This is a genomic window from Salinivibrio sp. IB643 (assembly GCF_001996105.1).
Classification (GTDB): domain Bacteria; phylum Pseudomonadota; class Gammaproteobacteria; order Enterobacterales; family Vibrionaceae; genus Salinivibrio; species Salinivibrio costicola.
Map to the genome: position 1 here is coordinate 119,117 of NZ_MUFF01000004.1, position 18,685 is coordinate 137,801.

Below are 18,685 nucleotides of genomic sequence, written 5' to 3' on the forward strand. Positions count from 1 at the left end.
GGAGACTATTGTGAAATCATTTTTGAAAGCAGCGGGACTGAGTGTCGCGGTATTGACCACGTCCATGTACGCATCAGCGGCTGATGCTGCACAGAAAGTGGGCTACGTATCAACCGGTGCTGTGATGTCACAGCTGGCGCAAAAAAATAACCTCAATGAAAAATTGCGTGGTGAATTTAAAGATCGCGTCGCAGAGGTTGAACGTTTGAAAGAAAAGCTCTCAAAAGGCGTAGAAAAACTTAAACGTAATGGTGAGCTGATGAGCGAAGACGAGCGCGTGAAGCTACAACGCGAGCTTCAGTCGATGGAGTCTGACTATAAACTCAAAGTAAAGGCCTTGCAGGAAGATCAGCGCAAACGCGGCGGCCAAGAAGAATCTAAGCTGGTGCAAAAGCTGAAAAAAGCCGTCGATAAAGTGGCAGAGCAAGAGGGCTATGACATCGTGATTGATGCCAATGCCGTTTTGTATGCGAACCCAAGTGATGATTTGTCTGAAAAAGTGATTAACGCAGTTAACTAACCGTCGAGGAGCCCATGGTTTCAATTACTCTCGCTGAATTAGCGGAAAAACTGGATGCACAGCTCCACGGAGACGGCGCTGTAACGATAACCTCGCTTGCAGGGATGAATTCAGCGGGAGAAGGGCAAATCACCTTCTTATCGAGTCCGAAATATCGGAAGGGCCTTGCACTGTGTCGTGCTAGCGCGGTGATGCTTAAAGAAGGCGATCTTGCCTATTGCCATGGCAATGCCTTGGTGGTGGCAGACCCCTATTTAGCCTACGCGAAGGTCGCACAAATTCTAGACACGACCCCTGCCTGCGCCACCGATATCGCGTCGTCAGCGGTCGTTGCAAGTGATGCCATCCTAGGTGAAGGCGTTGCCATTGGCCCTAATGCGGTGATTGAATCTGGGGCGTTAATTGGTGACAACGTTCAAATTGGCGCAGGTTGCTTTATTGGTAAGGGCGCAAAACTCGGCGCGCGGACAAAACTGTGGGCCAATGTTAGCGTCTATCATCATGTCGTTATCGGTCAAGATTGTTTGGTTCAAGCAGGAACAGTGATCGGCGCAGATGGTTTTGGCTACGCCAATGACAAAGGCAAATGGATTAAAATCCCTCAGCTTGGCCGGGTTGTGATTGGTAACCGAGTCGAAATAGGTGCCTGTACCACTATCGACCGTGGGGCGTTGGATGATACCGAGATTGCTGATGGCGTGATTATCGACAATCAGTGCCAGATTGCGCATAATGTCTCAATTGGTGAGAACACGGCAATCGCGGGTGCAACGGTAATGGCAGGCAGCCTCAAAGTAGGCAAACACTGCATTATTGGTGGCGCCAGCGTGTTTAATGGCCATATGGAAATCACAGATAACGTGACCATCACAGGAATGGCGATGGTAATGCGGCCAATCACTGAGCCGGGCATGTATTCGTCCGGTATCCCGCTACAGCCCAACCGCGAGTGGCGGAAAACAGCCGCGCGTGTGCTCAAAATTGACGAGATGCACAAGCGACTTAAAGAGCTGGAACATCAGCTCGAAAAACAAGATTAACGCCGAGAACAGCAGGCCCGCCTTAGTAACGCGGGCCGTTTTGCGTTAATGAAGTCAGTATCGGATTTGAACGGGAATACTACCTTGACTCGCGAAAAAAAAGTTTTATATATCAATGAAATAAAAGAGCTGTTACCACACCGCTATCCTTTTTTGTTGATTGATCGTGTTACCGATTTTGAAGAAGGGCAGTACCTTCACGCGATTAAAAATATTACGGTTAATGAGCCGCAGTTCACTGGGCATTTTCCGCAGTTGCCGGTGTTCCCAGGCGTACTAATCCTAGAGGCGATGGCACAAGCGACAGGCTTGCTCGCGTTTAAGACCTTCGGTAAGCCGAAAGACAACGAGCTATACTATTTTGCAAGCATTGATAATGCTAAATTCCGCCGCCCAGTCTCGCCAGGCGACCAACTGGTTCTCGAGGTAGAATTTATTAAAGAGCGCCGGGGTATTGCGGCCTTTACTGGCGTCGCAAAAGTCGATGGTGATGTTGTCTGCTCGGCTCAATTAAAGTGCGCAAGAAGAGAGATCTAATTGTGATCCACGAAACTGCCTATATCCATCCCGCTGCCGTTGTCGAAGACGGTGTAGTCTTGGGGGAAAACGTAAAAATTGGCGCCTTTTCTTATGTGGGGAAGGGCGTAGAGATCGGTGCAGGGACCGAAGTGATGACCCATGTGGTGATCAAAGGGCCTACGCGTATTGGTTGTGATAATAGAATCTATCAGTTCGCCTCCATTGGTGAAGCATGCCAAGATCTTAAATATGCTGGTGAGCCAACAACATTGGAAATTGGTGATCGCAATACCATTCGGGAAAGCGTGACCATGCACCGCGGGACGGTGCAAGATAAAGGCGAAACCAAAGTTGGCAGCGACAATCTGTTTATGATTAATGCCCACGTCGCCCATGATTGTGTGGTGGGGAATCATTGTATTTTTGCCAACAATGCGACCTTGGCAGGACACGTCCATGTCGATGACTATGCGATAGTGGGCGGGATGTCAGCTATTCACCAGTTCTGCGTCATTGGTAGTCATGCCATGCTCGGCGGCGGATCCATTGTGGTTCAAGACGTGCCACCGTATGTGATGGCTCAAGGCAATCACTGCGCACCGTTTGGGATCAATGTGGAGGGTCTCAAACGCCGTGGCTTCGACAAGTCCGCCATTCGGGCCATTCGTGCGGTGTATAAAAACATGTATCGCGCCGGTAAAACGTTAGAAGAAGTGAAAAAAGAGCTCGCGGCGCAAGCAGAAGACGAACCTGCATTGGCGTTGTTTGTTGACTTTTTTGCACGCTCAACGCGAGGCGTTATTCGTTAATGTTACCGAGTGAGCGTCCATTACGGGTTGGTATCGTCGCCGGAGAAATCTCCGGCGATGTTTTAGGTGAAGGCCTTATCAAGGCACTGCGCGCCCAGCACCCGAATATTGAATTTGTCGGCATTGGCGGCCCACGAATGATAGCGCAAGGCTGCCAGAGCCTGTTTGATATGGAAGAGCTGTCCGTRATGGGTCTGGTCGAGGTCTTGGGTCGACTGCCGCGTTTATTGAATGTGAAGGCCGCGCTGGTGAAGCACTTTACTGCGCATCCGCCTGATGTCTTTATTGGTATTGATGCGCCGGACTTTAACTTACGTCTTGAAGCATCATTAAAAAAAACCGGAATAAAAACCGTCCATTACGTCAGCCCGTCAGTGTGGGCGTGGCGGCAAAAGCGGATCTTTAAAATTGCGGCCGCCACGGATCTTGTCTTAGCGTTTCTGCCCTTTGAAAAAGCGTTTTACGACAAGTTCGACGTGCCGTGTGCCTTTGTCGGTCACACCATGGCGGATAGCATTCCGATGCAAGTGGATAAAACGGCGGCACAGCAAACCCTGGGGCTTGACCCCAATAAACGTTGGTTAGCGGTCCTTCCGGGAAGTCGCGGCAGTGAGATGGCGATGTTAGCCCCGCCGTTCATACAAGCCTGCCAACAGCTTGCGGCACGTTATCCGGAACTTGGCTTTGTGGTTGCTTTGGTTAACTCGGCACGTCGCGAACAGTTTGAGCAAGCTTGGCAGGCCATTGCCCCAGAGCTTTCGTTTACCTTGATTGACGATACAGCGCGCCAGGTTATTAGTGCGGCCGATTCTGTGTTGCTGGCGTCGGGAACCGTCGCGCTTGAATGCATGTTACTCAAGCGTCCTATGGTGGTGGGCTACCGCGTGAAACCACTGACAGCATGGCTGGCAAAGCGTTTGCTTAAGACCCAGTATGTCTCGTTGCCGAATATTTTAGCAGACGCGCCACTGGTGCCTGAACTGCTACAGGAAGACTGTCAGCCAGAGGCGTTAGCGAAGGCCGTTAGTGATCAGCTTGATAGCGATAATCAAGCACTGTTGTCCACCTTTACTGCGTTGCATCAAACCATTCGTCAAAATGCGGATGCCTCCGCCGCCAAGGCAGTATTAACACTATTGGGTCACCATGACTGAACAACCTTTTGTATACCCGGACGCCAACGTGATTGCTGGTGTTGATGAGGTCGGGCGAGGCCCGCTTGTCGGCGCGGTGGTGACAGCGGCGGTGATTTTAGATCCCAATCAGCCGATTGTTGGATTAACCGATTCAAAGAAACTGAGCGAGAAAAAGCGGCTTGCGCTGTATGATGAAATCAAAACCAAAGCTTTGGCTTGGTCGGTGGGGCGTGCTGAGCCTGATGAAATTGATGCACTCAATATATTACACGCCACGATGCTAGCGATGCAGCGTGCGGTGAATGGACTGTCGGTTACTCCGGATTATGCGCTGATTGACGGTAATCGCGTGCCTGACTTACCGATGCCGGCGCAAGCCGTTGTGAAAGGTGACTTACGCGTGGCGGAAATCAGTGCCGCCTCAATTTTAGCCAAGGTCGATCGCGATCATGAAATGGCGTTGCTGGATGCCGCGTATCCAGGCTACGGATTTGCCCAACATAAAGGGTATCCGACCAAAGTTCATATGGCCGCTTTAGCTGAGCACGGTGCCTTACCGATGCATCGTAAGAGCTTTAAGCCGGTTAAACGCGCGCTCGGTATCGACTAGTGCGCGCTATTTATCTCAGCCAATCATAGTGAAGTAGCGAGTTTTATGTCTGAGCCACGTTTCGTCCACTTACGCATTCATAGTGATTACTCCATGGTTGATGGAGTGTCCAAAGTGCCGCCATTGGTAAAAAAAGTGGCGGAAATGGGCATGCCTGCGATGGCACTCACCGATTTCAGTAATTTATGTGGGTTGGTTAAGTTCTATAACACTGCGAACAATGTGGGTGTTAAGCCCATTATCGGGGCAGATTTTAATGTTCAGTCTGATGCGTTTGGCGATGAGTTATGTCAGCTAACCCTGCTTGCCACCAATAAAGTTGGGTACAAAAACCTGACATTACTGATCTCCAAAGCGTATTTGCGCGGCCATGTGCAGCATCGTCCTGTGATTGATCAACAATGGCTCGTTGACCATGCCGAAGGCCTAATTGTGCTATCTGGCGGCTGTCGTGGTGATTTGGGTCGTGCTTTACTGAAAGGCAACCAAGCGCTCGCCGAACAGTGCGCACACTTCTACCAGCGGTACTTTCCTAACGCTTACTATATGGAGTTGGTGCGGACCGGACGCCAAGATGAAGAGAGCTACCTCCATTTTGCGGTCGACTTTGCTGCCGAGCATGATTTACCTGTCGTGGCGACCAATGAAGTCTGTTTTCTCTCGCCCGATGAATTCGATGCTCACGAAATTCGCGTCGCGATTCATGATGGATTTACGCTCGATGATCCGCGTCGGCCTAAACACTACAGTGCAGAGCAGTATTTACGCACTGAGCAAGAAATGTGTGAGCTGTTTGCGGATATTCCCGAAGCACTCACCAACAGTGTTGAAATAGCCAAACGCTGTAATGTGCCTGTTCGGCTAAACGAATACTTCTTACCGAACTTCCCGACCGAGGGAATGGACATTGATCAGTACCTGGTTAAACGCTCGCAAGAGGGGTTGGAAGAACGTCTCGCCTTTTTGTTTCCTGATGAAGCAGAAAGAGCACGTCGACGACCCGACTATGACGCACGCTTAGAGCGTGAGCTTGGCGTGATTAACCAAATGGGATTTCCCGGGTACTTTTTGATCGTCATGGAGTTTATCCAATGGTCAAAAGATAACGATATCCCCGTTGGTCCAGGGCGCGGTTCGGGCGCTGGCTCATTGGTTGCGTATGCCCTCAAAATCACCGACCTGGATCCGCTGCAATTTGATCTGCTTTTCGAGCGCTTCTTGAATCCCGAGCGTGTCTCGATGCCGGATTTCGATGTCGATTTCTGTATGGATAAACGCGATCTGGTGATCGACCATGTCGCTGAAATGTACGGACGTGATGCGGTATCTCAGATCATTACCTTTGGTACCATGGCGGCCAAGGCGGTTATTCGCGATGTAGGTCGGGTGTTGGGACACCCTTACGGCTTTGTTGATCGCATTTCTAAACTTGTGCCTCCTGATCCAGGGATGACCCTTGAGAAAGCCTTTGACGCAGAGCCCCAGCTGGTCGAAGTCTATAACAATGATGAAGAAGTCAAAGCGCTGATCGACATGGCGCGGAAGCTGGAAGGGGTCACACGTAACGCGGGTAAGCATGCGGGCGGGGTAGTGATTTCGCCCACGACGATTACCGATTTCTCGCCACTCTATTGTGATAGCGAGGGACACCACCCTGTTACCCAGTTCGATAAAAATGATGTTGAAACCGCAGGCTTGGTGAAGTTTGATTTCCTGGGCCTGCGAACCCTGACGATCATCGACTGGGCGTTAGGCATGATCAATCCTCGCTTGAAAGCCAAAGGGCTGGATCCGATTGATATTACCGCGATCCCGATGACCGATCAGGCATCCTTTGCGATGTTGCGTAAAGCCGAGACGACCGCGGTTTTCCAGCTGGAATCGCGTGGCATGAAAGAGCTGATCAAGCGTCTTCAGCCCGATAGTTTTGAGGACATGATCGCTTTGGTGGCGTTATTCCGGCCGGGCCCGTTGCAATCAGGGATGGTCGATAACTTTATTGACCGTAAGCATGGCCGAGAGCAGGTTTCTTATCCCGATGAGAAGTGGCAACATCCGTCACTGCAAGAAACGCTTGAGCCGACTTATGGCATCATTCTCTATCAAGAGCAGGTGATGCAGATTGCGCAAACGCTAGCGGGGTATACTCTGGGCGGTGCAGACTTGCTGCGTCGTGCCATGGGTAAGAAAAAGCCCGAAGAAATGGCCAAGCAGCGTGCAATCTTTGAGAAAGGGGCGATCGCCAACGGCATTGATGGCGAGCTGGCGATGCGCATCTTCGACTTAGTAGAAAAGTTCGCCGGTTACGGCTTTAACAAATCGCATTCAGCGGCATATGCGCTAGTTTCTTATCAAACGCTGTGGCTAAAAGCGCACTATCCCGCTGAGTTTATGGCGGCGGTGATGACCGCTGATATGGATAACACCGATAAAGTCGTGGGGCTGGTTGAAGAGTGTCGCCGCATGAAGCTGACGGTGTTACCGCCCGATGTGAATGCGGGTCTGCATCATTTTACCGTGAATGACCAAGGTGAGATTGTCTACGGTATTGGGGCGATTAAAGGGGTTGGCGAAGGCCCTATTGATACAATTGTCGCCGCTCGCGAGCAAGACGGTTATTTCCGAGACTTGTTTGATTTTTGTGCTCGAATTGATACTAAAAAAGTCAACAAACGTGTGATTGAACGGCTGATCCGCGCCGGTGCTATGGATAAACTGGGGCCACATCGTGCTGCGATGATGGCGTCTGTCGATGAAGCGATTCGCGCCGCGAGCCAACACCATCAAGCTGAAGCATATGGGCAAACCGATATGTTCGGGGTATTAACTGATGCCCCTGAAGAAGTTGAGCACGCCTACGCGCATGCGGCCCCTTGGCCAGATAAAGTATGGCTAGAGGGAGAGAGAGAAACGCTAGGGTTGTATTTAACCGGTCATCCCATTAATAGTTACCGCAAAGAGCTGAAAAATTATGTGACCTGGCGGCTGGAAGATGCGCACGCAACTAAACGCGATGTGATCTCGACCGTTTCAGGGTTGGTGATTGCTGCGCGAGTCATGACCACCAAACGCGGCTCTCGGCTGGGGATACTGACCCTGGATGATCGTTCGGGCCGGATGGAAGTGATGCTTTTTTCTGACGTGCTCGACAAATATCTTGATCTAGTGGAGAAAGATCGCATTCTGGTGGTCTCAGGACAGGTCAGCTTTGATGACTTCAACGGGGGGCTTAAAATGACCGCCCGTGAATTGATGGACATTAGCCAAGCGCGGGAAAAATACGCGCGTTGTTTGGGCATATCGATGTCGTCTAAGCAAATAGAGGCACCCTTTTTTGAACGATTTCATGATGCACTGGCGCCGTATCGTTCGGGTACGGTGCCGGTGAATATCTATTATCAGCGTGATGATGCGCGTGCTCGGTTGCGTTTAGGCGCGGAATGGCGTGTGACGCCAACCGATGAATTAATCGACACCTTGAAAGGCTTGCTCGGTAATGATCAAGTCGAATTAGAGTTTAACTAAGCCAGGCTGGTGACGTATCGCGTACACTGGCGGTGACCAATAGGATTCTCTTGGTATGAGTCTTAATTTTTTAGAGTTCGAAAAACCGATCGCAGAATTAGAAGCCAAAATTGAGGCCCTTCGTGCGGTGTCCAAGCGTGGCGGAGAAGACGCGGTTAACTTAGATAAAGAAATCGAGCAGCTGGAAACTAAAAGCGTTGAGCTTACTCGAAAGATTTTTGCTGATTTAGGTGCTTGGCAAGTCGCGCAGTTGGCGCGTCATCCACAACGCCCTTACACCTACGATTATCTGAACCGGATTTTTCACGAATTTGATGAGCTGGCCGGCGATCGTGCGTATGCCGACGACAAAGCATTAGTCGGTGGATTGGCGCGTCTTGAGGGACGTCCAGTGATGGTGATCGGTCACCAAAAAGGGCGTGATACTAACGAAAAGGTAAAACGTAACTTTGGAATGCCAAAACCAGAAGGGTACCGTAAAGCATTACGCCTGATGAAGATGGCGGAACGGTTTAATATTCCTGTGATCACCTTTATTGATACCGCCGGCGCGTATCCTGGTGTGGGTGCGGAAGAGCGCGGCCAGTCGGAAGCGATTGCTCGAAACCTTAAAGAAATGGCTGGGTTAACTGTCCCCATTATTTGTAATGTGGTCGGTGAAGGAGGCTCTGGAGGAGCGTTAGCGATAGGTGTAGGCGATTACGTCAACATGCTGCAATACTCAACCTATTCGGTGATTTCGCCTGAGGGATGTGCGTCGATTCTTTGGCGTGATTCAGCAAAAGCCCCTCAAGCGGCGGATGCAATGGGGATCACAGCGCCACGGCTTAAAGAGCTGGGTTTAATTGATACTGTGATTAGCGAACCACTTGGGGGCGCCCATCGCGATTTAACCGCGATGGCAGAGCGTATTAAAGACACTTTGTTGGCCCAGCTGGCTGATTTGGAAGGCTTGGACACGGAAAGCCTGCGCGATCGTCGTTACCAGCGTTTATTGAACTACGGTTATTGCTAAGCCGTTAGGGTATTTATAGGGATAAAAGGGCCTTCGGGCCCTTTTCTTTTTACCAGCGGCCAGCAACAATGGCGGATTATATCAACAGTGAATGCCTATGCTTTACCAACAACTTTGTGATTGTTTGGCACCGTTAACCACGACGCCACGGCAGATCATTCTCGCATTAAGCGGTGGTCTGGACTCTCGGGTGCTGCTTGCACTGTTGGCTCAGTATCGTGATCAGCATCCTCAGCATTGTTATCGGGTGGTCCACGTTAATCATGGTTTGCAACTGCAGGCTGAACAATGGGCGAGACAATGCCAATACTGGGCTGCACAAGCGGGCTTTGACTGTCGAGTTGAGCATGTTGAACTCGACAGTGCGCTCAGTCTTGAACACGCCGCGCGTGAAGCAAGGTATCAGGCCTTGCAACAACATCTAGAGCCGGAAGGTTTAGTGTTGACGGCGCAGCATAGTGACGATCAGGTTGAAACATTTTTCCTCGCGCTAAAGCGTGGCAGTGGCCTCGATGGATTAGCAGGGATGCCCGAGGTGCGTCCATTAGGACAGGGCTGGCTCGTGCGGCCCCTCTTAGCCCAATCACGTGCTGCCCTTGCAAGCTATGCCAGCAGCCATGGGCTGAGTTGGATTGATGACCCTAGCAATCAGCAAACTCGCTTTGATCGCAACTTCTTACGTCAGCACTGGTTACCGCAAGCCGATGCGCGCTGGCCTGGCTTTCGACAAGCCGTTCAACGCACACAGCGCCTATGTGCAGAGCAATCCTCACTGCTGACGCGTTTTATCGCGCCGATAGTGGAAAATGCACTTAGTGATTCAGGCGCGTTACCGATCGCGGTACTCCCTCAAGCGGATCCTGCCATGGCGCATGCGCTGCTCCGTCATTGGCTAAAGCGATATAAGTTGGTGCTCACTTATGCGCAGTTACAGGTGCTTATCCGTGACGTGATCCACGCCAAACAAGATGCTAACCCGTGTTTGACGATCGCAGATGTCAGCATTCGTCGCTATCAGCAACAGCTTTATGTCGTCACACCTTGTGCCGACTTATCGCAGTGGCAAGGAGAGTTAACACTGGAGCAGCCCCTGACGTTACCCGATGGGCTTGGACAGTTGCACTTGTTGCCCTTTGAGGCGACAGCGCCAGGTTTAGCGCTCGGACCATTAACCTCAACGCTCAAGGTCCACTTTAATCCGAGTGGCTTAGCAATGCATCCTGTTGGGCGGCAAGGGCGGCGAAAATTAAAGAAGCTTTATCAAGAGGCGGCGATCCCAAGTTGGTTACGTCGTCGGCAACCTATTGTCTGTGACGATCAGGGCGTGGTAGCGGTGGCTGACCATTTTGTTCGTCTAGGGGCGAGTGGTCAGCAATGGCGACTCGTTTGGCAACGTTAGCGTTAGTCTTTGCAAACGGATGTTTACCTATTTTTACTCCGTTAAACCGAGGACAAAAGAAACATCGCGCATCATGGCGGCATAATAGCATGCCCGTCTAGTGATGATTAATTGAGCAGTTAAGCGCCCCGGGCTTGCTTAATTTTCCCGAATTACTTAATGTACTAGTCTAATGATACATGAGGTGAGTGGTAATGGCATCAAGTCGCGAGTTATTCGGTACGAGAATTGGCTTCGTTCTCGCTGCAGCAGGGGCTGCGGTTGGGCTCGGTAATATTTGGGGTTTTCCGACGCAAGCGGCCAGTAATGGCGGGGGCGCTTTTTTGCTCGTCTATCTTCTGATGATTCTGCTGGTCGCGTTTCCGATGCTGGTGGTCGAGATGGCGATAGGCCGTCATGGTCGAGCTAACCCGCTAGATAGTATGCGTGCATTAAGTGACAACCCACTAATGAAGCGCTTAGGCAGTGGTGTGGGTCTTATTGGCCTGGCGGTGCCTTGTATGGTGTTAGCGTTTTATAGCATCGTTGGTGGTTGGTTAGTGTCATTTTTGCTCGCCGCGGTCGCAGAGATCCTGCAATTTACCGATACAGCGGCTTGGTTAAAAGGCTTTTCGGCGTCGCGTAACCTGTTTGGTGCTATCCTTTTTTATGTTTTGACTATTTTTATCGTCCAAGCCGGGGTCAAGCAAGGGATCGAACGCTGGTCAACGCGTTTGATGCCTGCGCTATTTGTCTTATTTGCCGCCATGTTCATCTACATCATGACATTGCCAGGCGCGACAGAAGGACTAAAGCACTATCTCATCCCAGACTTTAGCAAGATCATGGACAAAGACTTGTTGCTAGCCGCGATGGGGCAAGGGTTCTTTTCGCTGACGATTGGTGGGTGCTCGATGTTGATTTATGGCTCTTACCTTAGCCAGAAAGAGAATTTGCCGAAGATGGCCTTGAGTGTGACCTTGGTGGATACTGCTGTGGCGGTGGTTGCGGGGTTAGTGGTATTGCCAGCGATGTTTGTGGCGATGCATCAGGGCGTCGAAATCTATGCTCAGGATGGCAGCTTACTTAGCGCCGATACCTTAGTATTCACCGTGTTACCCTTGCTGTTTGAAAGCTTAGGTGCTGCTGGCCCTTATGTGTCTTTGGTCTTCTTTTTATTAATGACGATTGCCGCACTGACGTCTTCTATTTCTATGCTCGAGTGTCCGGTTGCACTTGCTAGCGAGCGGTTAGGATCAAATCGTCAATTGACAAGCTGGGTGCTTGGCGGCTTGATTGCGGCGTTTAGTGCAGTGATTGTTTTCCACTTTGGTACTTTGTTCGGGTTAGTGGCAAAAGTAGCGACGCAATACTTCCAGCCTTTTGCTGCTTTATTGTTTTGTTTATTTGGTGGCTGGATCTGGGCGCGTGACCGTAAGTTGTCTGCTTTACGTGAGGGCTATGAAGAGATTGAACAGAGCCTTTTTTGGAAAATTTGGCCCGCCTATGTGAAGTTCGTGTGTCCTATTTTGGTGGCAACCGTGTTGTGGGTGTCACTGGGTTAAGCGAACACGCTCACAGGGTGAATTGAGATAAAAAGCGGACACCATGTCCGCTTTTCTCGTTTTAATCCTGATTACCGAAATTGTTTCGTTGCTTCCAGGTAGTCAAAGCCCGCGTCTTTAAGCCGAGCACAGAGAGCGGCTTTATCTATCTCGTAATAGCGAACCAAATCGTCCAAGCCATCGAATTCATCACGCAGCTTCATGTTGATGATGCTCATCAGCATCACAGGATCCATGGTCGCGTAATTGTTTAAATCCATCTTAATCCTCGTGATCGCTAATCAATAAATTGGCGGCTGCAAATGCAGCTTGGTCGCGACGTGACTGAGGAATCGACGGATCTTGTGCAACGTCGTTTAGGGTGTTGATCGCGCAGTGGATCGCCGCAGGAATATAGCCTTGCTCACCACTGCCTATTTCGGCATAGCGTTGGCGAATAAGATCACAGCAGTCTGCAACTTTCATGATTGTCTCCTCAAGTGATGATAAGGAGCACTATACCCAATCTGACCGGCAGGAGGAAAGTATTAACGTGCGCGCTTTTGGCGGTACATGCTCTGGTCAGCACGCTCGTAAAGAGAGAGGTTATTGTCGCCTTGTCGATACTCAGAAAATCCGACCGAGGCACTGATCTGATGGCTGGATAGCAGGTGGTCTTGGCCAACGAGTTGTTTAACGCGTGTTGTGACTCGCTTGACTGACATTTGGCTGGCGGGCTGTAAGATGACGGCAAACTCATCGCCGCCCAGTCGATAGCAGCGATCACTTCCTCTTACCGCTTCCCTAACCAGCAATGAAAAGCGGCGTAACACTTTATCGCCGTCCAAATGACCATAGGTGTCATTGACTTGTTTAAAGTTGTCCATATCGAACATCACCATCACAAGGCCGATATTTTCTCGCTCGCATACAGCAACCGCATGCTGAAGATCCTGCTCAAAGCTCGTACGGTTGTGTAAGCCTGTTAAACCATCAAGTAACGCCATATTTTTCACACGCGTATACTCAACGGCATTATTAAGCGGGCCGGCTAATAACTTGTGATAGGTGTGTAAAAAGCTAATTTCGTCTCGGTCGAGCTTATAAGGTGTCGAATATTGAAGGACACCAAGCGGCTGTTTATTGAACTTGATTGAAAACGTTTGACGAAAGGTATGTTGCTCACCATGGCGAATGATATTGGAGATGTCATCGTGCTCCCAAATAATCCGACCGATATCGATATGTTTTTCTAATTGGCGCGCATAGACCTCGAATAGGACCTTTATATCAAGGTGGCCTTGCAGTTTTTGCAGCAACAACAAGCGCTGATCGGCGCCCAACGGAATAATCCGCGGGGGGGAATCAGCCTTTGTATACTGCTTTATGTGCGAGGCATTCATTAAAGGATAACAACTCTACAATCGTGTGTGTTTGTAATGGTAAAGCAGAAATCATGCCAGCCTTTAATATTCATCCTAATCATGGTGAGGAGAGGCTAATAAGCATGTTGTTTTTTAGATAATTAATCGGTCAGTAGAGAAAGAATATCAGACTGATGATTGTGTGCATCGCGATAACCAATGTCAATCAACTGGCGAAGGTATGCCGGCTCAAATAACAAATAACTCGCTAGGGTCGCATCTTGACCGGCATTGATGCCTAATAATTTGAGTAAACTCCGCAAGGCTATCGGCATATGTGGGTAAAAACGCTTGGCTAGGGGCTCAAAAGGCTCAGAAGGACGCAGATGTAAGGCATCAATATGGCGTAATCCCAACTGTTGCTGCTGTGATGGTGTCAGCGCACTAGCCACTTGATTAAGTCGTTGAAGGTGCTCCAAATCTGCAGACAGTGTATCGGCGAAAATGGCATTCATCAGGTGGCCGCCGAGCATTGCTAGTCCAGGGGCGGCATGATTAATTTGAGTAGACTGCCGGATCCCAGTGGTCAAATCTAAAATGAGGATACGCTCTGCATCCATTTTTACCGCTGGCCGCAAAGGTGCGATCTGGTGGATGGCACCGTCACCGTAAAACTCATGGCCAATTCTAGATGCTGGAAACATCAACGGAATAGCGGAAGAGGCGAGTAAGTGTTCTGTTGATATTTGACTGCGGCGGCCCACCGCACGGGCACGTACCCAAGGCGGAATCTCCGGATCTCCTTGGAAAAAGCTGACTGACTGGCCGGTTTGATAGTTAGAGGCGGTGACGGCTAGCCCGTGTAAGTGCCCAGCTAGGAGTATCAACGGAATAGCGGAAGAGGCGAGTAAGTGTTCTGTTGATATTTGACGGCGGCGGCCCACCGCACGGGCACGTACCCAAGGCGGAATCTCCGGATCTCCTTGGAAAAAGCTGACTGACTGGCCGGTTTGATAGTTAGAGGCGGTGACGGCTAGCCCGTGTAAGTGCCCAGCTAGGAGCTGATAATTAAGTTTATTAAAGTTAATGGTTTGATTAAGCAGATAGCGTAAAGGTCGGTTATTCAGTAAGCCAAAGGGAATGGGAGGTTGATAGTGAGACTGAAAACGTTGCCCGGTTTGTGACAACAGGTGGCCAATCAATGCGCTGGGGTGACTCGCAATGACACGAGACGTACTCAATCGGCGCCATAGCCACGACAGTTTTTTGACGCCTAGTCGAAAACATGACGCATGGCTCGCAAGGGAGACGGCATTAATCGCACCGGCTGATGTGCCACAATAAATAGTAAACGGGCTAGTATGCACGCGCGGATACCACTGCGCGATCGCCGATAACACACCAACTTGGTAAGCGGCTCGGGCCCCACCGCCAGTCAGCACCAAAGCTGTCTTAGGTTTGCTTTTGGCCATACATATCTCATCCTCGCGCTAACAGTTTGATTATAGACAGCCTGTGTGCGCCGATGCATGGTCATTGTCACACTCTTTCCAACATTCAATCTTTTAAACATTGCGGATGGTGACTGCGTTGAATAGAGGGCTTTGTAATCAGTGAGGCCGGTTGGTAACAAATCAGCAAAAAAATACCCCGCTAAAACGGGGTATTGAATGCAACCATCACGCGCTATTTAAGCGAGTTTTGATTGAATGAAAGTCAGTGCATCGTCAATCGCAAAAGGCACTTTCTCGCCATCACGACGGTGTTTGTACTCGAACACTCCGTTATCCATGCTGCGCTCTCCGATAACAATCGTGTGAGGAACACCGACAAGTTCAATGTCGGAGAACATGACGCCTGGGCGCTCTTTACGATCATCGAATAATACATCGATACCAGCGTGAGTAAGATCAGCATAGAGTGCTTCTGCTGCTTCGCGTACGCGCTCAGACTTATGCATATTCATCGGTACAATGGCAACTTTAAATGGCGCAAGGGCATCGGGCCAGATAATGCCATTTTGGTCATGGTTCTGTTCGATGGCGGCAGCAATCACACGCGTAATGCCGATACCGTAACAGCCCATTTCTAGCATCGCGTTCTTGCCATCCTGTCCAAGCACGCCGGCATTCATTTTTTGCGAGTAGTTATTACCAAGCTGGAAAATATGACCGACTTCAATACCGCGTTTAAACATCAGCGTTCCTTTGCCACACGGGCTAGGGTCGCCTTCGACAACGTTGCGTAGGTCCTCAACTTGGCCAAGAGCCGCATCGCGTCCCCAGTTGATCCCGAAGTAGTGCTTATCGTCGATATTGGCACCTGCGCCAAAATCGTTCATGACTGCCACACTGCGGTCAACGATGAAAGGAGACGGTAAGTTGACAGGCCCTAAAGAGCCAGGACCCGCTCCAACCAGTGCGCGGATTTCTTCTTCAGTCGCAAAGCTAAGTGGTGCAGCAACCTGTGGTAGGTTCTCTGCTTTCACTTCATTCAACTCGTGGTCACCACGGATGATTAGGGCGATAAGATCAGACTCTACCTCGTCAGAGGCTTTGACAAATAAAGTTTTTACCGTCTTTTCAATCGGAAGCTCAAACTGCGTAACCAACTCAGCGATGGTTTTCGCATCGGGAGTATCGACGAGCGTCATTTCTTGGGTCGGTGCATCAGCCTGCGTTTTAGGTGCCAAAGCTTCGGCTTTTTCAATATTTGCCGCGTAGTCGGACTCGGTTGAAAATGCAATCAGATCTTCACCACTGTCGGCCAGGACATGGAACTCGTGTGATGCTGACCCACCAATCGCACCGGTATCTGCTAACACAGCACGATAGTCCAGCCCCATACGATCAAAAATGGCACAGTAGGCCGCACGCATTTTCTCGTAGCTTTGTTCCATGCCTGCTTTATCAATATCAAAACTGTACGCGTCTTTCATTGTGAATTCACGTGAGCGCATAACACCAAATCTTGGACGTACTTCATCACGGAACTTGGTTTGGATTTGATAAAGATTGAGCGGCAGTTGCTTGTATGAATTAATTTCATTACGTGCCAAGTGCGTAATCACTTCTTCATGCGTAGGGCCTAAGACAAAATCACGCTGATGGCGGTCAGCAATACGAAGTAGCTCAGGACCAAACTTCTCCCAGCGCCCTGTCTCTAACCAAAGATCAGCAGGTTGGACAACGGGCATCATGGTCTCAACGGCACCGGCCCGATTCATTTCTTCGCGCACAATGCGTTCAACATGGTGAAGTACGCGGACACCCGAAGGCAACCAAGTATAAAGGCCAGAGGCAAGTTTTCGAATCATGCCCGCGCGCAGCATCAGCTGGTGGCTGACAATCTCTGCGTCGCTAGGGGTTTCTTTCAAGGTAGAAAGCAGATATTGACTGGTACGCATTTAAAGTTATCCGTTGAAATTGGCGTTCAATAAGTCCAAACATATTAACAGTGTGGAGGAGTTTCGACAAAAGCTTCTACCGCCACGACCAGGATTTGCGTAGGTTGTACATAAAACCGCACGTTAAAATCAAAAAGGTGTACGGCGTAACATTTATCATCCTTTTTACCCTGTTTATAAGCAGGACGAGGATCCTGGGCTAATACTTCGCTAATCACGCGTTGATGGTAGGCTTGATAAGGAGATTGAGATAAAGCCTGTAATGCGTTGTCAGAAAAACGGACGTCCATTGGGGTTGGTTTGGTTTGAGCAAATCCGCCTTGAGCGTCGGCTATGCTATCTGAATAGGGAATGTATGGTTTTATATCGATGATAGGTGTCTGGTCGACGAGATCGCATCCGCGCAGTGTTAAGGTGACCTGCCCGTTATCCTGTGACACATCAACTAACTCGACGGCTGACATGCCAATACCGTTAGGGCGAAACGTCGCTCGGCTAGCAAAGACGCCAATACGTTCATTCCCACCTAAACGAGGGGGACGCACTGTCGGTCGCCATCCTTTCTCTAAGTTTTGGTCAAAGAGAAAGAGCAACCATAGATGGGAATATTGTTCGATGCCTCGGACAGCCTCAATCTGATTCGCGTCATCGTGTAATTTAAGGTGGGCAAGCGCACTCGGTGCCAGCCCCGGTTGGCGAGGAACAGCAAACTTTTCTTTAAACGGTGATAGGAGCGTGCCGACCGGCGTGATAGAAAATGAGGAGCGCATAAACGAATAAACCCGACAACAAAGCCGTTATACTAGCATGCGAAAGAGACGGGGAGTATGGATGCAAGTCAGTCTTGAGCGTGACATAATCTGGTGACTTTTGATGAAGAGGAAAAATGCGTGAGGCTACCAGCAATTTTTATCGATCGTGATGGCGTGGTGAATGTTGACCACGGTTATGTGGCCAGTATCGATAACTTTGAATACATTGACGGTGTGTTTGAGGCGTGCCGCGCGTTAAAAGAAAAAGGGTATCTTTTAGTGTTAGTCACTAATCAAGCGGGCATTGCTCGGGGTTACTACACCGAAGAAGATTTCTTACAATTGACAGAGTGGATGGATTGGAACTTTGCCGATAAAGGTGTCGATTTCGATGGCATCTACTATTGCCCGCATCATGCATTAGACGGCATCGGTGAATATCAACTTGATTGTGACTGCCGAAAACCTAAACCAGGCATGCTCTTAGAGGCAGCGGAAGAGCTTGATATTGATTTATCTCGCTCTGTGATGGTGGGTGATAAAGCAGATGACATGAAAGCCGCTCAAGCAGCAGGCATCGAAACTCGATTTCTGGTTCGTTCAGGGAAGCCTATTACCGAAGAAGGGATGGCGTTAGCGACTGAGGTCCTCGTATCGATTGCCGATGTGCCGGATGCATTGAAAGATACCCAAGCGTAAACGTATATTTAACGATGCGGCGAAAAGTTGTGCGATTGGATTTTTTTGAACAAAAACACTTGCATCAAAAAAACAACTCTCTATAATTCGCTTCTCGTTGGCACGGCAAGCCGAGCTAACAACGGCAACACAGACAAGCAAAACAAAATGCTTGACTCAATGCCAAAGTGGCGTATTATGCCACTCCCGCTCATCGTTGAGCGGCGCTCTTTAACAATTTGACCTATGCAATCTGTGTGGGCACTCGTTGAGAATAGACAAAAAGATTTATTCGATGAACTGAGTGACCAATTCATGTTGGTACAGCCTTGAGCTGTTTTGATTTCACTTTTTTAAAAGTGGATGCCAACAAGAGCACAGTCAATTCG

17 protein-coding genes are annotated in these 18,685 nt (G+C 49.7%); 11 read left to right on the forward strand and 6 right to left on the reverse strand.

The genetic code is table 11. The annotated features are described in order from the left end of the window. The first annotated feature begins 10 nt into the window (after positions 1-10). The 10 genes from BZG77_RS02965 to BZG77_RS03010 all read left to right on the forward strand — a co-directional run bounded on the left by BZG77_RS02965 (position 11) and on the right by BZG77_RS03010 (position 12,117). Complete coding sequence (locus tag BZG77_RS02965) at positions 11-520, forward strand: OmpH family outer membrane protein (RefSeq protein WP_077646129.1); 510 nt, start codon at positions 11-13, stop codon at positions 518-520. Positions 521-534: 14 nt separating this feature from the next. Next, positions 535-1,560, forward strand: a complete 1,026-nt coding sequence (gene lpxD, locus BZG77_RS02970) for a UDP-3-O-(3-hydroxymyristoyl)glucosamine N-acyltransferase (RefSeq protein WP_077646130.1) — start codon at positions 535-537, stop codon at positions 1,558-1,560. 84 nt (positions 1,561-1,644) lie between these two features. Continuing rightward, positions 1,645-2,097: a 3-hydroxyacyl-ACP dehydratase FabZ gene (fabZ, locus tag BZG77_RS02975; RefSeq protein ID WP_025744337.1), complete on the forward strand. Its 453-nt coding sequence runs from the start codon at positions 1,645-1,647 to the stop codon at positions 2,095-2,097. A gap of 2 nt (positions 2,098-2,099) precedes the next feature. Further along, positions 2,100-2,888, forward strand: a complete 789-nt coding sequence (gene lpxA, locus BZG77_RS02980) for an acyl-ACP--UDP-N-acetylglucosamine O-acyltransferase (protein WP_021021992.1) — start codon at positions 2,100-2,102, stop codon at positions 2,886-2,888. Further along, complete coding sequence (lpxB, locus tag BZG77_RS02985; protein ID WP_077459728.1) at positions 2,888-4,042, forward strand: lipid-A-disaccharide synthase; 1,155 nt, start codon at positions 2,888-2,890, stop codon at positions 4,040-4,042. Before lpxA ends, lpxB begins: the two co-directional genes overlap by 1 nt. Beyond that, the gene (rnhB, locus tag BZG77_RS02990) at positions 4,035-4,634 is read left to right on the forward strand and encodes a ribonuclease HII (protein WP_021021990.1); all 600 of its coding nucleotides are present in this window, start codon (positions 4,035-4,037) and stop codon (positions 4,632-4,634) included. The genes lpxB and rnhB overlap by 8 nt, the downstream gene beginning before the upstream one ends. A 45-nt stretch (positions 4,635-4,679) precedes the next feature. Next, on the forward strand, positions 4,680-8,159 hold the full coding sequence (gene dnaE / locus BZG77_RS02995) for a DNA polymerase III subunit alpha (protein WP_077459726.1): 3,480 nt from the start codon (positions 4,680-4,682) through the stop codon (positions 8,157-8,159). Between the two features lie 55 nt (positions 8,160-8,214). Beyond that, positions 8,215-9,174 carry an acetyl-CoA carboxylase carboxyl transferase subunit alpha gene (gene accA / locus BZG77_RS03000; protein ID WP_021021988.1) on the forward strand — a complete coding sequence of 320 codons (960 nt, stop codon included), beginning with the start codon at positions 8,215-8,217 and terminating at the stop codon, positions 9,172-9,174. Between the two features lie 97 nt (positions 9,175-9,271). Next, the gene (gene tilS, locus BZG77_RS03005; RefSeq protein WP_198532378.1) at positions 9,272-10,573 is read left to right on the forward strand and encodes a tRNA lysidine(34) synthetase TilS; all 1,302 of its coding nucleotides are present in this window, start codon (positions 9,272-9,274) and stop codon (positions 10,571-10,573) included. 194 nt (positions 10,574-10,767) lie between these two features. After that, complete coding sequence (locus BZG77_RS03010; RefSeq protein WP_077576829.1) at positions 10,768-12,117, forward strand: sodium-dependent transporter; 1,350 nt, start codon at positions 10,768-10,770, stop codon at positions 12,115-12,117. Positions 12,118-12,188: 71 nt separating this feature from the next. Here BZG77_RS03010 and BZG77_RS03015 read toward each other — a convergent pair whose 3' ends face one another. From BZG77_RS03015 to tsaA, 6 genes are all read right to left on the reverse strand, one after another. Continuing rightward, positions 12,189-12,377 carry a DUF4250 domain-containing protein gene (locus BZG77_RS03015; protein ID WP_077576830.1) on the reverse strand — a complete coding sequence of 63 codons (189 nt, stop codon included), beginning with the start codon at positions 12,375-12,377 and terminating at the stop codon, positions 12,189-12,191. A 1-nt stretch (position 12,378) separates the two neighbouring features. Continuing rightward, the gene (locus BZG77_RS03020) at positions 12,379-12,582 is read right to left on the reverse strand and encodes a YaeP family protein (RefSeq protein ID WP_021021984.1); all 204 of its coding nucleotides are present in this window, start codon (positions 12,580-12,582) and stop codon (positions 12,379-12,381) included. A 62-nt stretch (positions 12,583-12,644) separates the two neighbouring features. Continuing rightward, the gene (locus BZG77_RS03025) at positions 12,645-13,499 is read right to left on the reverse strand and encodes a GGDEF domain-containing protein (RefSeq protein WP_077646132.1); all 855 of its coding nucleotides are present in this window, start codon (positions 13,497-13,499) and stop codon (positions 12,645-12,647) included. 122 nt (positions 13,500-13,621) lie between these two features. Further along, positions 13,622-14,932, reverse strand: a complete 1,311-nt coding sequence (locus BZG77_RS03030; RefSeq protein WP_077646133.1) for a patatin-like phospholipase family protein — start codon at positions 14,930-14,932, stop codon at positions 13,622-13,624. Between the two features lie 218 nt (positions 14,933-15,150). Continuing rightward, entirely contained in the window at positions 15,151-16,866 is a 1,716-nt protein-coding gene (locus BZG77_RS03035; RefSeq protein WP_077646134.1) for a proline--tRNA ligase, read from the reverse strand. A 44-nt stretch (positions 16,867-16,910) separates the two neighbouring features. Then, positions 16,911-17,636, reverse strand: coding sequence for a tRNA (N6-threonylcarbamoyladenosine(37)-N6)-methyltransferase TrmO (tsaA, locus tag BZG77_RS03040; protein WP_077646135.1), 726 nt, complete (start codon positions 17,634-17,636; stop codon positions 16,911-16,913). A gap of 120 nt (positions 17,637-17,756) precedes the next feature. On the opposite strand from tsaA, the gene gmhB reads away from it, so the two are divergent. Next, positions 17,757-18,317 carry a D-glycero-beta-D-manno-heptose 1,7-bisphosphate 7-phosphatase gene (gmhB, locus tag BZG77_RS03045; protein WP_077646139.1) on the forward strand — a complete coding sequence of 187 codons (561 nt, stop codon included), beginning with the start codon at positions 17,757-17,759 and terminating at the stop codon, positions 18,315-18,317. Positions 18,318-18,685 lie beyond the last annotated feature (368 nt).

Bases quoted from the DNA above. Each gene is read 5' to 3' on its own strand.
- dnaE (WP_077459726.1), top strand. From the start codon at position 4,680: ATGTCTGAGCCACGTTTCGTCCACTTACGCATTCATAGTGATTACTCC.
- tsaA (WP_077646135.1), bottom strand. From the start codon at position 17,636: ATGCGCTCCTCATTTTCTATCACGCCGGTCGGCACGCTCCTATCACCG.
- lpxD (WP_077646130.1), top strand. From the start codon at position 535: ATGGTTTCAATTACTCTCGCTGAATTAGCGGAAAAACTGGATGCACAG.
- BZG77_RS03035 (WP_077646134.1), bottom strand. From the start codon at position 16,866: ATGCGTACCAGTCAATATCTGCTTTCTACCTTGAAAGAAACCCCTAGC.
- rnhB (WP_021021990.1), top strand. From the start codon at position 4,035: ATGACTGAACAACCTTTTGTATACCCGGACGCCAACGTGATTGCTGGT.
- BZG77_RS03020 (WP_021021984.1), bottom strand. From the start codon at position 12,582: ATGAAAGTTGCAGACTGCTGTGATCTTATTCGCCAACGCTATGCCGAA.
- accA (WP_021021988.1), top strand. From the start codon at position 8,215: ATGAGTCTTAATTTTTTAGAGTTCGAAAAACCGATCGCAGAATTAGAA.
- BZG77_RS03030 (WP_077646133.1), bottom strand. From the start codon at position 14,932: ATGGCCAAAAGCAAACCTAAGACAGCTTTGGTGCTGACTGGCGGTGGG.
- BZG77_RS03025 (WP_077646132.1), bottom strand. From the start codon at position 13,499: ATGAATGCCTCGCACATAAAGCAGTATACAAAGGCTGATTCCCCCCCG.
- tilS (WP_198532378.1), top strand. From the start codon at position 9,272: ATGCTTTACCAACAACTTTGTGATTGTTTGGCACCGTTAACCACGACG.
- BZG77_RS03010 (WP_077576829.1), top strand. From the start codon at position 10,768: ATGGCATCAAGTCGCGAGTTATTCGGTACGAGAATTGGCTTCGTTCTC.
- BZG77_RS03015 (WP_077576830.1), bottom strand. From the start codon at position 12,377: ATGGATTTAAACAATTACGCGACCATGGATCCTGTGATGCTGATGAGC.